The sequence below is a fragment of the Sphingomonas sp. PP-F2F-A104-K0414 genome, from assembly GCF_004340945.1.
GTDB lineage: Bacteria > Pseudomonadota > Alphaproteobacteria > Sphingomonadales > Sphingomonadaceae > Sphingomonas.
The window spans coordinates 303,733-319,369 of sequence record NZ_SLYD01000005.1; the positions used below are offsets into that span (position 1 = coordinate 303,733).

A 15,637-nucleotide genomic window follows, 5' to 3' on the forward strand; every position below is an offset into this window, starting at 1 on the left:
TGAGCGGTTCGGCGGTGAGCGGCGCGTTACTGGCCACCGCCCCCACCCTTGCTGGCGCTCCCTGCGCGACGTGCGCCGCCACTGCGCTTGGCATCGTCGCCGCCGCTCGCCAACTGGCCGGTGATGACCTGCGCGCCGGGCTGGAGATTGCCCGACAGGACTTCGGTCATCGTGCCGTTGGTGTCGCCGGTGGTGATCTGCACGGGCTGCGGCGTGCCGTCCGCGCCCTTGACGTAGATCGTCTGCTGCGCGCCGCGAGCGACCGTCGCGGTGCGCTCCGCACCGCCGCCGCGGCGCGGACGGAAGGTCAGCGAGCCGGCGATGCCGCCGCCTGCATCGCCGGACGCCGCGGTCGGCTTGAAGCGCAACGCGGCGTTGGGGACGAGCAGGACGTTGCGCTTGTCCGACGTCACGATGTCCGCGGTCGCGGTCATGCCGGGACGCAGCGTCAGCGACTGGTTACCCACCGTCAGGTCAGCCGCGTACGAGACGACCTGCCCGGTGGTCGAGGTCGCGGTGGTTGAGGTCGACGAGGTGGCCGAGCTGACCGTCAGGTTCGAGCCGAGATCGACCCGGCTGATCGTCGCGGGGAAGGTCTGGCCGGGGAACGCGTCGACGGTGAAGCTGGCCTTCTGGCCGATCTTGACCTCGCCGACGTCGGCCTCGTCGATCGCGACCTCGAGCTTCATCTTGGTGAGGTCTTCGGCGATCACGAACAGCGTCGGGGTGTTGAACGACGACGCGACGGTCTGGCCGGGATCTATCTGGCGCGCGAGCACTACCCCCGTCACCGGCGAGCGGATGATCGCGCGCGCGCGCTGCGTCTGGTTCTGCGCGAGGAGCGCGCGGCTGGCGACGACGTTGGCTTCGGCGACCTTCTGCGCCGCGACGGCGCGCGCGTAGTCGGCGCGGCCGGTCTGGAGTTCGGTCTTCGACGGCACGCGGCCACCCGAGAGGCGCGAGACTTCTTCGAGGCGGTTCAGCTGTGCGCGCGATTCGGCGACGGTGGCCTGTGCCTGCGCGACCTGCGCCTGGTTCGCCGCGAGCTGCGCGCTGGTCTGGCGGATCTGGTCGTCGAGCTGTTCGGGATCGATCAGCGCGAGCGGCTGGCCCGCCGTGACACGGTCGTTGACGTCGACGACGACCTTGGTGACGAGGCCCGACAGCTGCGAGCCGACCGTGACCTGCGTGGTCGGGGCGAGCTTGCCGGTTGCCGAGACGCTGACAGTCAGGTTGCCGCGCTGGGCGGCCTGCGTCGAATATTGCGTCTGCTCCTTCGCGCCGAAGCACTTCGCGAGCAGCAGGCACAGCAGGACCACGCCGACCGCGATCACGACCCACTTTACGTAGCGTTTCCAGGGGGCCTGCGGCTTCACGCCGAGGAAGTCGTCGATCGATGCGTCGGCCATCAGCGTGCCTCTGGATTGGATATGGGCGCTTCAGGGATCACGGTGGAGTCCCAGCCGCCGCCGAGCGCGGCATAGAGTGCGATCAACGCGGTCGCGGCGTCGGCGCGCGCCTGCGTGGCGCCGTTGCGCGCGGACAGGAGCGCGGTTTCCTGCTGGTTGAGCGTCGTGAAATCGGTGAGGCCGGTGCGGTACTGGCTACGGCTGAGGATCGCAGAATTGTTCGACGCGTCGAGCGCGATCGCGAACTGCCGCTCGCGTTCCTGCGCGGTCTGCAGCGCGACGACGGCGTTCTCGACATCCTCCAGCGCGGTGAGGAAGGTCGATTTGTAGAGCGCGAGTGCACCGTCGGCGGCGGCTTCGCTGGTGCGGACCTGGCTGCGCAGGCGGCCGCCGTTGAAGATCGCCTGGGTCAGCCCGGCGAACAGGCTGCCGGTGATCGCGTCGCCGATGTTGCCGATCGAGGTCGCGTTGGTGTTCAGATTGCCGGTGATCGCGAGCGCGGGATAGAGCTGCGCCTTGGCGACGCCGATCCGCGCAGTGGCGGCGGCGAGCGCGCGTTCGGCGGAGCGGATGTCGGGACGCTGGCGCAGCGTGTCGGCGGGGATGCCGACGCCGACCGCGGCGGGGCCGGTCGGGATTGCCTTCGCGGGCGCCATCATCGTCCGGAGCGCGCCGGGGGCCTGGCCGGTCAGCACGCCGATCCGCGCGACCGCCGCGGCGTATTGCTGGTCGAGGCTCGGGATCGTCGCGGCGGTCTGCGCACGCTGGGCTCGCGCCTGTTCGGCGTCGACGCTGGAGACGAGACCGGCCTGGACGCGGAAGCCGGCGATTTCGAGATTGTCGTCCTGGATCGCGAGCGAGGCGCGGGCGTTGGCGAGTTGCTGTTGGTACGAGCGCGCCAGGACGTAGTTGCGCGCTACCTCGCTTTCGACGGAAATGAGGACGGTGGCGTAGTCGTAGCCGGACGCGGCGTAGTCGGCACGGCTGGCCTCGACGGTGCGGCGGATCTCACCGAAGACGCCGACCTGGTAGCTGGCGCTGGCGCCGAGCGTGAAGCTGTTCGCGCCGCCGCCACCGGTGTCGACGACGGTGCCGTCGGGAAGCGTGAACGAGCGTCCACCCCCGCGTACGTTCTCGTTGCGCTGATAGCCGGCTGAGCCGTTGACTGTCGGAAGCAGCGACGCGCGATTCTGGAGCAGGCTTTCGCGGGCCTGGCGGAGACGGGCGACGGACTGCGCGATGTCGAGGTTGGCGGCGGCGGCCTGCTCGACGAGCTGGCCAAGGACGGGGTCGTCGAACTTCTGCCACCAGCGGGTGAGGTCTTCGGGCTTGGTCTCGGGCGTGACCGAATAGGCGTCGGGTACGCCCAGCTCTGCCGCCGCCTTGGGGTGGTAGTCCGGGCCGACGGTGCAGCCGGCTAGCAGGACGGCCGCGGATACGGGTGCGATGAGGAGGGCGCGGACGCGGGACATGGGCGGCAGGCATGACCAAGCGGCTGGGGCTAGTCCAGCGGTTTTGTGTCGCGAGGTGTCGCAGGTGGGGTGGATTGGAGGGGGTGGGTTCAACTAGCGCCGGCACCGCGGACTTGCTTGGTGGCTATCCCGCTGGGGCGTGTATGCGCCGTTTAACTCGAGCCACCCCCCGCTGCTTTGTTCTCCCGCGAAGGCGGGAGCCCAGTCTGGGTCCCCGCCTTCGCGGGGAAACAATGTTTGCAGGCCTGAAGGGAGTGAGATGTGCACTCTTTGCACCTCCCCGCTCTAGCACCTCCCTGGCGGAGGCTGGGGCCCAGTTGGGCGGACCGGGCTAATGAATGACTGTTGGGCTATTACAACTGCCTTTCCTATTGGGCCCCGGCCTTCGCCGGGGTGGTGGTAGGTGCGGCAATGTGAGTGGTGAAAATGTGCATGCTTCCTTGCCTTCTCGCCCTGCCCCTCCCTTCTTGTTCCCCCGCGGAGGCGGAGGGTCAGGATGACATACGATGCGCTGCTGGGCCCTGGGCTCGCGCGTTCGCGGGAGAACAAGACGGCGCAGTTCCCCAGCCGCAGCCATCCACCCCTCCCCCACCCCCGAAAATCGAACCGCACCCGTTCCAATTTTGCAGTGCAGCGGAACGGAGCGATGGCGCTAGGGGTTCAGGGATGATGCTAGCCGAACGCCAGCCCGCGACTGATGTCCTCGCGCCGCCCCTTGCCGTGCCCGATGCCGTGAGCCTGTTCTTCGATTTCGACGGGACGCTCGTCGACCTAGCCGCCACGCCGGATGCGGTTGTGGTGAGCCAGATGCTGCTCGATACGCTCGATACGCTCGCCGAGCGTTTCCCCGGTCGCGTCGCGATCATCAGCGGGCGCTCGATCGCGCAGCTCGACGCGATGCTCGGGCGCCACGCGCATTTGTTCGCGGTCGCCGGCAGTCACGGGGCCGAGACGCGCACGCCCGAGGACGGTCATGTCGCGGCCGAGCGCCCCGCCTCGCTCGAAGCCGCCGCCGCCTCGTTTCGCAATTTCGCCGACGCCAACGGCCTGGTCTACGAAGCCAAGAGCCTCGGCGCCGGGCTGCACTACCGGATGGCGCCGGACTTCGAACCCGCCGCCGTCCGCCTCGCCGAAGACCTCGCCGCCACCCACGGCCTCACGCTCCAGCGCGGCAAGATGATGGTCGAGCTACGCACCCCCGGCGACAAGGGCGCCGCCCTCCGCGACCTGATCGCGGCGCCCGCGATGACGGGCAGCGTGCCGTATTTCTTCGGCGACGACGTCACCGACGAGGACGGGTTCGAGGCGGCGCGCGACCTTGGCGGGGCGGGCGTGCTGATCGGCGAGCAACGGCCTACCGCCGCCACCTACCGCCTGAACGACGTTGCCGCACTTCGCGACTGGATTGCTGCCATATTGGAAATACGATGACCGCACCTACCCAAAAAGCCGACATGAACCTGTGGCCGATCGGCAATTGCCAGGTCTCCGCGCTGATCGACAAGACCGGCACGTTCGTCTGGGGCTGCGTGCCCCGCGTCGATGGCGACCCGGCGTTCTGCGCGCTGCTCGGCGGCGATGCGCCCGAGACCGGGTTTTGGGCGATCGAGATCGAGAACGCCGCCAAGACCACGCAGGCCTATATCCGCAACACGCCGATCCTGGTGACGCGGCACGAGGACGAGGCGGGCAACGCGGTCGAGGTGATCGATTTCTGTCCGCGCTTCGTGCGCGAGGGGCGGACCTATCGCCCGACCAGCTTCGTCCGGATCGTCAAGCCGGTCGCGGGCTCGCCGCGGATCCGCATCCGCATGCGCGTCGCGACCAACTGGGGGCATGCGACCGAGCATACGCAGGGCTCGAACCACATCCGTTTCCTGATGGACGACCAGACCCTGCGGCTGACCACCGATGCGCCGGTCGGGCATATCGTCGGCGAGAACTGGTTCCGGCTCGAACGCCAGATGCACCTGTTCCTCGGCCCCGACGAAAGCTTCGCGGGCGTGCTGCACGAGGCGGCCGAAGCGATGCTGTCGCGGACCAAGGACGAGTGGCGGCACTGGGTGCGCGGGCTGGCGACGCCGGTCGAGTGGCAGGACGTCGTCATTCGCGCCGCGATCACGCTGAAGCTGTGCCAGCACGAGGAGACCGGCGCGATCGTCGCCGCGCTCACCACCTCGATCCCCGAGCATGAGGGGTCGGAGCGCAACTGGGACTATCGCTACTGCTGGATTCGCGACGCCTATTATACCGTGCAGGCGCTCAACCGGCTGGGTGCGCTCGACGTGCTCGAAGGGTATCTCGAATATCTGCGCAACATCGTCGATGCGTCGAAGGGCGGCCATGTCCAACCGCTTTACGGAGTCGGCGGCGAAGCGACGCTGATCGAGCGGATCGAAAGCGACCTGCCGGGCTATCGCGGGATGGGCCCGGTGCGCGTCGGCAACCAGGCGTACGAGCAGATCCAGCACGACGCGTACGGACAGATCATCCTGTCCGACGTCCAGGCGTTCTTCGACAAGCGATTGTTCCGGATGTCGAGCGAGGAAGATTTCAAGAGCCTCGAACTGGTCGGCGACCGTGCATGGGAGACGTACGACAAGCCCGACGCAGGGTTGTGGGAGCTGCGCACCAAGGCGCACGTCCACACTTATTCGGCGGCGATGTGCTGGGCGGCGTGCGATCGGCTGGCCAATGCGGCGGAGGTGCTCGGGCTCGAGGATCGCCGGACGTTCTGGGAAGAGCGCGCGAACACGATCCGCACCACGATCGAGCAATCGGCGTGGCGCGAGGATACGCAGCGTATCTCGGCGACGTTCGGTGGCGACGACCTCGATGCAAGCCTAATCCAGCTGCTCGACCTGCGCTTCTTCGCGCCCGACGATCCGCGGTTCCAGTCGACGCTGAAGGCGGTCGAGGAGGGTCTGCGGCGCGGCAGCCACATGCTGCGTTATGCGACCGAGGACGATTTCGGCTTGCCGCATACCGCGTTCAACGTCTGCACCTTCTGGTTGATCGAAGCCCTGCACGCGACCGGTCGGACCGCGGATGCGCGCGCGCTGTTCTGCGAGATGGTCGCGCGACGGACGCCGGCCGGGCTGCTGTCGGAGGACATCGATCCGAACACCGGCGAATTGTGGGGCAATTATCCGCAAACCTATTCGCTGGTGGGGCTGATCAACTGCGCGGTCCTGCTCAGCAAGCCGTGGAGTGCCGTCCGATGAGCCGCCTCGTCGTCATCTCGAACCGCGTCCAGTCGGTCGACGCGCCCTCGGGCAACCAGGGCGGCCTTGCGGTCGCGTTGCTTGCTGCACTCCGTGAAAAGGGCGGCGTGTGGTTCGGCTGGTCGGGATCGACCACCGAGACCTTCACGGGACATATCAATTTCCAGCAGGGCAAGGGCGTCACCACCGCGACGATCGACCTCGAAGAGCAAGATTTCGACGAATATTATAACGGCTATGCGAACCGCACGCTGTGGCCGCTGTTCCATTACCGGATCGACCTGACCGAGTTCGAACGCGATTTCTCGAGCGGCTATGCGCGCGTGAACAAGCGGTTCGCGGAGACGGTGCTGCCCTTGATCGAGCCCGAGGATCTGGTGTGGGTCCACGATTACCACCACGTCCCGCTCGGCCAGGAACTGCGCAAGCTCGGCGTCGAGAACAAGATCGGGTTCTTCCTCCACATCCCGTGGCCGCCGATGGCGATGCTGCTGTCGCTGCCGAGCCACCGCGCGCTGGTCGAATCGATGTTCGCGTACGACGTGATCGGGTTCCAGACGCAGGACTGGCTCGACAGCTTCCTGCATTACGTGACGAGCCAGCTCGACGGCGTGGTCGGCGAGGATGGCTGGGTGACGGTCGGCGACCGTACGATCAAGGCGATCACGACGCCGATCGGGATCGAGACCGCGGACTTCGAAAAGTCTGCGAACAGCGACGCGGCGCGGCATGCCAAGGAGCGGATGTACATGTCCGCCACGGGGCGCAGCTTGATCGTCGGGGTGGACCGGCTCGATTATTCGAAGGGGCTCGCCGAGCGGTTTGCTGGGTACGAGCGCTTCCTCGGATCGCATCCGGACCGGCGTGGACTAGTCTACATGCTACAGATCGCACCGCCATCGCGCGAGAAGGTCGATACGTACCAGGAGATCCGCGCGAACCTCGATTCGATGTCGGGGCGGATCAACGGCGAATATTCGGACATCGACTGGACGCCGATCCGCTACGTCAACCAGGGCTTTCCGCGCGATGTACTGGCGGGGATTTATCGCGCCGCCCGGGTCGGGCTGGTGACGCCGTTGCGCGACGGGATGAACCTGGTCGCGAAGGAATATGTCGCGGCGCAGGACCCCGAGGATCCGGGCGTACTGGTGCTGTCGCACTTCGCGGGCGCGGCGACGCAGTTGAAGGACGCGGTGCTGGTCAATCCGTACAGCCCCGAGGAGATGTCCGACGCGATCGACCGGGCGCTGAAGATGCCGCTGGCCGAGCGGAAAGCGCGGTGGGAGAAGCTGATCGACAACGTCCGGAAGGAGGACGTGATGTGGTGGTGCGAGCTGTTTATTACGGCCCTCGAGGCGGTGCCCGAGCACGTCGAGGCGTAATTCAATCCTCCCCCGCCAGGGGGAGGTGGCTGGCACTTGCCAGACGGAGGGGGGAGGACACGGAACGCACGTGGCGCGTGCCTCCCCTCCGTCGCCTTCGGCGCCACCTCCCCCTGGCGGGGGAGGATTCGCTTAGGTCCGCGGCACCGGGTCCGGCGCCATCAGCAGGCGGTTGCGCGGGATGGCTTCGGGCATTTCCTCGCGGATATACTTCAGCAACGCTTCCCGCACATCACACCGCAGATCGAACGCGATCGCAGCGTCCTTGGCGGTCATCAAACCGCGCAGTTCGATGCAGTCCGTCTTCACGTCGGTCACCTGGAGGTTGTAGAACCGCTTGTCCCAACGCGGGTTGGAGGTGACGATCTCCCCCAGTTTCTCGCGCAGCCGCGGCACGTCGGCGGACGGATCGAGATACCAGAACACCGACCCCATCAGCTGGCTGGTCTCGCGCGTCCAGTTCTGGAAGCTCTGTTCGAGGAACTTCGACACCGGCACGACGAGGCGGCGTTCGTCCCAGATCTTGATGACCACGAACGTCAGGTTGATCTGCTCGACCCGCCCCCATTCGCCGTCGACGATCAGCACATCATCGATCCGGATCGGCTCGGTGAACGCCATCTGCACGCCCGCGATCAGGTTCTTGAGCGCGGGCTGTGCGGCCGCACCGACGACGAGGCCGGCGATACCGGCCGACGCCATCAGTGTGACGCCGATCGAGCGGATGCCGGGGACGCTCAGCAGCATAAGGCAGACGCTGACGAAGATGATGAAGAACGTCCCGATCCTTCCGAGGATCGCCGCGCGCGTGCGTTTCCTTCGGGCGCGGAGGTTATCCTCGACCGAGATGTCGGCACGGATCTCGATGACGTCCTGGAACGCGCGGAGCGCCGCGACCGCGAGCCAGCCGAGCAAGGCGGGCACGAGGAAGCCGAGCAACTGCTTCCAAAGATCCTCGATGTCGTTGTCCATCGGCAGGATCCGCGCGACGAACGCGACCGCGACCGAGACGAACACCGCGCGCAACGGGCGGCGGACGCGGGCAAGGACGAGGCCGTCGGTCTTCGCAGTCGAGCGACGCTGGGCGTGGCCGCCGATCCGCATTGTCAGCCAATGCGCGATCAGCGCGACGAGGACGGCCGCCGAGACGACGGCGACGCTCTCCAGCCAGACCCATTCGGAGGGTATGTGGAGCGATCTGAACATGCGCATTTTAGCGCAACGGTCGGGGGAAGCGGGATGTTCCGCTGCAGTGCAGCATTTTGGTTGGCGGTGAACTTGGGACGGCCATCTCATCAAAAAACCACCACCCCGGCGGAGGCCGGGGCCCAGTTGGAAAGGTGGCAGTAACAACGGGCTGTCCGCAGTTAATCCCGTCCCCCAACTGGGCCCCGGCCTTCGCCGGGGTGGTCATGTTTTTGCTGCCGATTACGCTCCGCCGCAAACGATACCCAATGACGTCTCCCCCCGATCATGCCAGAACCACCCAACCATGATCGCCCAGAGAATCAGACACTTCCTGAGCGAAGAGGACTGGCAGTTCGCCGAACACGAACGCCCCGTCCTCCCCGGCTCCCCCGGCTCGCCAGCGCACCCCAGACACCGCCAGATCGCCTACGCGCTGATCGGTATCCTGCTCGGCCTGACGGTAGGCTTCGGCAACGCGCTGATCAGCGCCAACACCTACACCCTTCAGGGCGCGCTCGGGCTCGATCCCGCCGAGATCGCGTGGTTGCCGACGGTCTACGTGATGACCAACGTCAGCATAAACCTGCTGATGATCAAGTTCCGCGCGCAGTTCGGCCTGCGCCCGTTCGCGATGATCTTCCTGATTCTCTACGTGCTGATCACGCTCGCGCATCTGTTCGTCCACGGCTTCGCGACCGCGATCGCGGTGCGGGCGATCAGCGGGATGGCGGGCGCCGCGCTAAGCAGCCTGTGCCTCTATTACGTGATGCAGTCGCTCCCCGCGAAATGGCGGTTGAAGGCGGTCGTGCTCGGCATCGGCATCCCGCAATGCGCGACGCCGCTCGCACGGCTGTTCTCGCCCGACCTGCTGGCGATGTCGCAGTGGCGCACGTTGTACCTGTTCGAACTCGGGCTTGCGCTGCTGTCGCTCGCCGCGGTCGCAGCGCTGCGCCTCCCGCCGACGACGCGGAGCAAGGCGTTCGAGCCGCTCGACTTCCTGACGTTCGTGCTGTTCGCCGGATCGACCGCGCTGTTCGCCGCCGTGCTCGGGCTCGGCCGGATCGTGTGGTGGACCAATGCGCCGTGGATCGGCTGGGCGCTGATCGTCGCGATCCCGATGTTCGCCGCCGCGATCGTCGTCGAGCATCACCGCGCCAACCCGCTGCTCAACACCCGGTGGCTGGGCAGCGCCGACATCGTCCGCTTCACGATCGTGATCGTGATGGCGCGGATCGTGCTGTCGGAGCAGACCTATGCGTCGGTCGGGCTGCTCACCGTGCTCGGCCAGAACAACGACCAGCTCGTGCCGTTCTTCCTGATCATCTTCGTCGCGTCGGTCGCCGGCGTGATCGCGAGCGCGGTGACCTTGGACGTCGAGCGGCTCGGCCACCCGATCATGCTGGCCATTGGCCTCGTAGCAGTAGCGGCATGGTTCGATTCCTACGCGACCAGCCTGACGCGCGCGCCGCAGATGTACGTGACGCAGGCGATCATCGGCTTCTCCGCGACGTTCTTCCTCGGCCCCGCTTTGCTGTTCGGCATGACCCGCGCGCTGAAGGAAGGCGCGGGGCACATCATCAGCTTCATCGCGCTGTTCGGGATCATCAATTCGCTTGGCGGGCTCGGCGGCACCGCGCTGCTCGGCAGCTATCAGGTGATCCGCGAGAAGGCGAACAGCGTCGCGCTTGTCCAGCAGATCTCGCCGACCGACCCGATCGTGACGCAGCGCATCGCCGCCGGTGGCGCCGCGGTCAGCCGGGTGATCGTCGATCCAACGCTGCGCAATGCGGAGGGCGCCGCGATCCTGTCGCAAACCACGACGCGGGAGGCGAACGTGCTTGCGTATGACGACGTCTTCCGGTTGATCGCGGTGCTGGCCGGCGGGACGTTCGGGTATCTGCTGTTCCTGCTGGCGAGACGCGCGCGACGCGAACGACGGGCGCGGCTTGAGGGCCCGGTTGAGGGGACGACATGAGCGACGCACGTAGCCCGGTGGCCGAGGGGCCGGCGACCGAAGAAAAGCAGGCGGAGACGACTGCTGCACCCGCCGCCCCGGTCACGCCGGTCGGCTCCGGCTGGCGACCGCAACCGCCCAGCCGCAACGTCATCATCGTCATCGCCCTGCTCGCGATCGCGGGCGTGTGCGCGGTGCTTGCGGCGTGGCGTCTGCCGCCGTTCGCGACTAGCTATCAGTCGACCGACAACGCCTATGTGCGCGGCCGGACGACGGTGATCAGCCCGCAGGTCAGCGGCTACGTGACGCAGGTTCTGGTGCGCGATTTCGCCGATGTGAAGCAGGGCGATCCGCTGGTGAAGATCGACGACCGCATCTACCGCCAGCGCGTCGATCAGGCTCAGGCGCAGGTCGATGCGCAGGCCGCGACGCTCGCCAACAGCCGGCAAACGGCCGCCAGCCGCGAAGCGACGTTCGCGGCGCAGGATGCCGCGGTCGCCAATGCCGAGGCGCAACTGATGCGCGCGCAGGCCGACATGGCGCGCGTCAACGACCTCGTGACCGACGGCTCGGTGTCACTGCGCGAGCGTGACCAGACGCTGGCGGCGTTGCGCCAGGCACAGGCGCAGGTCCGGCAGGCCAAGGCCGCGCGGGAGATCGCGCGGCAGGATATCCGCACGGTCGAGGTCGGGCGTGGTGGCCAGCAGGCAGGCGTCTCGGGCGCGGAGGCAGCGCGACAGCTTGCCCGGATCGACCTCGCCAACACCGTGATCCGCGCGCCGGAGACGGGGCGGTTGAGCGAGGTCGGCGTTCGCCTGGGGCAGTATGTGACGGCCGGGTCGCAGCTCATGTTCCTGGTGCCGCCCGAGACGTGGGTGATCGCGAACTTCAAGGAAGCGCAGACCGCGAAGATGGTGGTTGGGCAGCCGGCCTCGTTCACCGTCGACGGTCTGGCGAACGCGCGGCTGACCGGGCATGTCGAGCGGATCTCGCCCGCGGCTGGGTCGGAGTTCGCGGTACTCAAGGCGGACAACGCGACGGGCAACTTCACCAAGGTGCCACAACGGATCGCGGTGCGGATTCGGGTGGATGCGGGGCAGCCGCTGAGCGCACGGTTGCGACCGGGGATGTCGGTGCAGGCTCGCGTGGATACGGCCGGCGGGCCGGGGGTTCGGTGATGGGGCCCGAGCTGGCATAGCGCCCGCGTCTTGTTCTCCCGCGAAGGCGGGAGCCCAGTCTGGGTCCCCGCCTTCGCGGGGAAACACGGTTTGTTCCAGCCGCGAGCCTAGCGGCGTGAAGGAGGGGGTAATTCGAATCCAGAACGCCGCCGCCCCGCCCCACGCCACCGCCCCGACGCATGCCACCACCCCGGCGAAGGCCGGGGCCCAGTTGAGGGACGGCTGTAACGAAGCGCGGTCGGCTATTACCTCAACCTTTCCAACTGGGCCCCGGCCTTCGCCGGGGTGGCGTAGCGTTGCGGGGTGGCATCGCGCATCACGATGGCGGCGCAGTAAAAGCTTAGGCGCCATCACCCTGGCCCTCCTCGCCACCGCCTGCATCGGCCCCCGCCCCGAAGCGCCTGCAACCACCGCCGTCGCCCCGCCCCCGACTTGGCGCACGCCACTCGGCACCGGCGCGCCGATCCGGGCGGACTGGTGGAGTGCATTCGGCGACCCCGCCCTCACCAGCCTCGTCGCCCGAGCGCTCGCCAACAGCCCGGACCTTGGCTCGGCCGCCGCGCGCATCGACGAAGCCCGCGCCACCGCCCGCCTCGCCCGCGCGCAACAGACGCCGCTCGTCAGCGGCTCGGCGCCGAGCACCACCGGCCAGACCGTCAGCCCGTTTGGCCTGCCCTCCGACGCGATCGGTGCGCAGCCAGCGGTGTCGATCAGCTATGATCTCGACCTGTTCGGCCGCCTCCGCCAGGCGGCCCGCGCCGCCCGCGCGCAGTTGCTCGCCAGCGAGGCAGCGCGCGACACGGTGCGCCTCGGCATCGCAAGCAGCGTTGCGACCGGCTACATCACGCTGCGTGCACTCGACCAGCGTCTCGCCGTCGCGCGCCAGACGCTGGCAGCGCGTGCGGAAGGCCTGCGCATCGCACGTCGCCGCGCCGAGACCGGCTACACCTCGAACCTCGAGCTGCGCCAATCGGAGGCTGAGTTCCACGCCACCGAACAGCTCGTCCCCGCCGCCCAGCTCGCGATCAGCCGGCAGGAGAATGCGCTGAGCCTGCTGCTCGGCGACAATCCCGGCCCGATCCCGCGCGGCCGCACGCTCGACCAGTTGGCGGCTCCAGCGATCCCGGATGGCCTCCCCGCCGACCTGCTCCGCCGCCGCCCCGATCTCTATCAAGCCGAGCAGACCCTCGTCGCGACCGACCGTTCGCTCGACAGCGCCCGCGCGGCGATGCTGCCGAACCTTGCGCTGACCGGCTCGACCGGCGTCGTTCTGTCGTCCGCGCTTGCCAATCCGATCGTAGTGTTCTCGATCGGCGCTAGCGTGCTCAGCCCGATCTTCGATGGCGGGCGGCTGGGGGCACAGGCCGATGCCGCGACCGCACGCCGCGATCAGGCGGCATTCGCCTATCGCCGGACCGCGTTGCAGGCGTTCCGCGAAGTCGACGACAGCCTCGCCGGCGTCCAGCGGTCGGGCCAGCAGGCGGTGGCGCTCGCCGGGCAGCGCGATGCGCTCGCGGGCGCGCTGCGCAATGCGTCGAACCGCTACCGCGCCGGATATTCGGCGTATATCGACCAGCTTGATGCGCAGCGTGGGCTGCTCACCGCGGAGCTGTCGCTGGTGCAGGCGCGGGCGGATCGGCTGACGGCGTATGTGACCTTGTACCAGGCGATGGGTGGGGGCTGGTCTCGCGAGGATGCGGCGGCGGTTCGACGATAATGTTCCTCCGCAGAAGCGGGAGCACCCGCAGGTAGAAGGCCGCTCGATCGATGCATTTTCCTGCCACACTTCGCCCGTACAGCCTCACGCCATGAAGGCCATCATCCTTGCCGCGGGTCACGGATCGCGGCTCCTGCCACTCACGCTCACCACGCCGAAATGCCTGGTCGAGGTCGGCGGTCGCGCGATCCTCGATCACCAGCTCGACGCGGTCGCCGCGGCCGGGTTCGATGGCGCGGTGGTCATCGGCGGCTACCGGATCGACCAGATCGCCGCGCATCTGGCAGCGCGAGACGGTGGCCTACCGACCGAGCTCGTCTTCAACCCGTTCTGGTCGATCGCGAACAGCATCGGCAGCGTCTGGGCGGCGCGCGCGTATCTCGAAGCGCCGTTCGCGCTGATGAACGGCGACACGGTGTTCGAGCCGACGATCCTGCGCACCGCGCTGAGCGGCGTCGCGGACGGCGTATCGTTGCTGGTCGAGCCGCTGACCGATGCCGGGCTCGACGACATGCTGGTCGAAGCGGACGGCGACCGCGTTATCGCAGTCGGCAAGCACCTCGTCGGCCATGAGGCGACGGATCGTTCGCTCGGGCTGATCGTGTCACATGGCGGCGCGGCCTATGCCGAGGCGTTACGCGAAGTGATCGGCGAGGAGAACGGCATCCACGCCTATCACCACGCCGTCGTCGGCCGCGTCGCGCGGGGGCCGGGCGTCCGCGCCATCCGGATCCCGCCGGACGCGCACTGGCAGGAAATCGACCGGCCCGAGGATATCGCGCTGTGGGAAGGCGATCACCGAGCATGACCCGCCCCGGCGCGCGCGGAAAGGTCGCGTTCCTGTTTCTCGGCGAGACGCTGCTGATCCCGCATCTCTATCCGATCGTCGAGGCGCTCGCCGCGACGTCGGACGTGCCGATCGAGCTCTGGGTGAGCACGTCGGTGCACGAGACGTTGCTGACGCGCTGGACGGCGCCCTTCCCGACCGTTCGCATCCGGCGGGCACCGGGGTTTAGTGTCGTTGCGGATGACGGCAGTGGGCGTAATCCGGTGCTGCCTGCGAAGATACCGATACTGCTTCGGCTACTGCCCTATCTGCGTAGCGCGACGATCGTGGTGTGTGCCGAGCAGACGAGTTTGTGGCTCCCGCGGCTGTTTCCGATGCGCGCGAAGTTCGTGAAGACCTCGCACGGGGTCGGGTCGATGAGCGCGCGCGATGACCCGCGCCGGCGGGCGGCGGCGTTGACGCTGGTGCCGAGCGAACTGGAGCGGCTGACGTACCTCGACCGCGGGTTCGCGCCCGAACGGTTCGTCGCGACCGGCTATGTGAAGGCGGATTTCACGCATCGCACGCACGCCGCGCCGCCGTTCGCGGATACGCGGCCGGTGGTGTTGTATACGCCGCACTGGCAGCAGCATCGCTCGTCGTGGTGGCGCTGGGGCGCGGAGGTGGTGCGGCGGATCGTCGCGGACGGACGCTACAATTTGATCTTCGCGCCGCACCAGCGACTGGTCGAGCGCGCGCCCGAGGTGGCGGATCTTATGCGGGAGATTGGCGATCTCGCCCATGTGCACTGCGATATCGATGGGTTCGCGATGGTCGATGGGAGCTATACCGGCGTCGCGGACGTGTATCTGGGCGATACGTCGAGCCAGGTGATCGAGTTTCTCATGCGGCCGCGGCCTTGCGTGTTCCTCAATGCGGGGGGGGCCGTGTGGGAGGGCGATCCGAATTACGTGATGTGGGGGTGTGGCGAGGTGGTTGAGGAGGTTGCGGACGTCGTGGCGGCGGTGGACCGGGCGGCGTTGATGCATGCGGAGTATGTGAAGATTCAGGTGGAGTTCGCCGGGCAATCGCTCGGCGCGGTCGAAGGGGGCGCGGCTCGGGCTGCGGGGGAGATTCTTCGACTGCTGGAGGCCACGCCAGCCCGTTAAGTCTCCACCACCCCGGCGGAGGCCGGGGCTCAATTGGGGGACGTTGCCAACGAGGGACTGCGCGAGATTACTCCGGACGTTCCAATTGGGCCCCGGCCTTCGCCGGGGTGGTTGCAATCGGTGTGGTGCAGTCGTGGTGGGCGGGAAGGTATGCGCCTCGACCTATCCCACGCCC

Annotated in this window: 11 protein-coding genes; 8 read left to right on the top strand and 3 right to left on the bottom strand. The window is 67.8% G+C overall.

Going from position 1 to position 15,637, the window contains the following annotated elements; genetic code table 11:
• Positions 1-26: 26 nt before the first annotated feature.
• Together C8J46_RS13910 and C8J46_RS13915 are read right to left on the bottom strand one after the other, a co-directional pair.
• On the bottom strand, positions 27-1,409 hold the full coding sequence (locus C8J46_RS13910; RefSeq protein ID WP_120299382.1) for an efflux RND transporter periplasmic adaptor subunit: 1,383 nt from the start codon (positions 1,407-1,409) through the stop codon (positions 27-29).
• Entirely contained in the window at positions 1,409-2,881 is a 1,473-nt protein-coding gene (locus C8J46_RS13915) for an efflux transporter outer membrane subunit (RefSeq protein WP_132740268.1), read from the bottom strand. The genes C8J46_RS13910 and C8J46_RS13915 overlap by 1 nt, the downstream gene beginning before the upstream one ends.
• A 666-nt stretch (positions 2,882-3,547) precedes the next feature.
• Between C8J46_RS13915 and otsB the strand changes: the two genes are divergently transcribed.
• From otsB to C8J46_RS13930, 3 genes are read left to right on the top strand one after another with little or no spacing between them, the layout of a single operon-like run.
• Positions 3,548-4,312 (top strand): trehalose-phosphatase, encoded by a 765-nt coding sequence (gene otsB / locus C8J46_RS13920; RefSeq protein WP_243643390.1) that lies wholly within the window; start codon positions 3,548-3,550, stop codon positions 4,310-4,312.
• Positions 4,309-6,105 (top strand): glycoside hydrolase family 15 protein, encoded by a 1,797-nt coding sequence (locus C8J46_RS13925; RefSeq protein ID WP_132740271.1) that lies wholly within the window; start codon positions 4,309-4,311, stop codon positions 6,103-6,105. The genes otsB and C8J46_RS13925 overlap by 4 nt, the downstream gene beginning before the upstream one ends.
• A complete protein-coding gene (locus C8J46_RS13930; protein ID WP_056060743.1) occupies positions 6,102-7,490 on the top strand; it encodes a trehalose-6-phosphate synthase in 1,389 nt (462 codons plus the stop codon). Before C8J46_RS13925 ends, C8J46_RS13930 begins: the two co-directional genes overlap by 4 nt.
• 132 nt (positions 7,491-7,622) lie before the next feature.
• Here the strand turns inward: C8J46_RS13930 and C8J46_RS13935 are convergent, their stop codons facing one another.
• Positions 7,623-8,696 (bottom strand): mechanosensitive ion channel domain-containing protein, encoded by a 1,074-nt coding sequence (locus C8J46_RS13935; protein WP_243643391.1) that lies wholly within the window; start codon positions 8,694-8,696, stop codon positions 7,623-7,625.
• A 286-nt stretch (positions 8,697-8,982) separates the two neighbouring features.
• Here C8J46_RS13935 and C8J46_RS13940 point away from each other — a divergent pair, with 286 nt between their 5' ends.
• From C8J46_RS13940 to C8J46_RS13960, 5 genes are all read left to right on the top strand, one after another.
• Positions 8,983-10,653 (top strand): MFS transporter, encoded by a 1,671-nt coding sequence (locus C8J46_RS13940; protein ID WP_132740276.1) that lies wholly within the window; start codon positions 8,983-8,985, stop codon positions 10,651-10,653.
• Positions 10,650-11,810 carry an HlyD family secretion protein gene (locus C8J46_RS13945; RefSeq protein WP_132740279.1) on the top strand — a complete coding sequence of 387 codons (1,161 nt, stop codon included), beginning with the start codon at positions 10,650-10,652 and terminating at the stop codon, positions 11,808-11,810. Before C8J46_RS13940 ends, C8J46_RS13945 begins: the two co-directional genes overlap by 4 nt.
• A 349-nt stretch (positions 11,811-12,159) precedes the next feature.
• Complete coding sequence (locus C8J46_RS13950) at positions 12,160-13,527, top strand: efflux transporter outer membrane subunit (protein ID WP_132740834.1); 1,368 nt, start codon at positions 12,160-12,162, stop codon at positions 13,525-13,527.
• 91 nt (positions 13,528-13,618) lie between these two features.
• Positions 13,619-14,335 (top strand): phosphocholine cytidylyltransferase family protein, encoded by a 717-nt coding sequence (locus C8J46_RS13955; protein ID WP_132740282.1) that lies wholly within the window; start codon positions 13,619-13,621, stop codon positions 14,333-14,335.
• Positions 14,332-15,462, top strand: coding sequence for a hypothetical protein (locus C8J46_RS13960; RefSeq protein ID WP_132740285.1), 1,131 nt, complete (start codon positions 14,332-14,334; stop codon positions 15,460-15,462). The genes C8J46_RS13955 and C8J46_RS13960 overlap by 4 nt, the downstream gene beginning before the upstream one ends.
• Positions 15,463-15,637 lie beyond the last annotated feature (175 nt).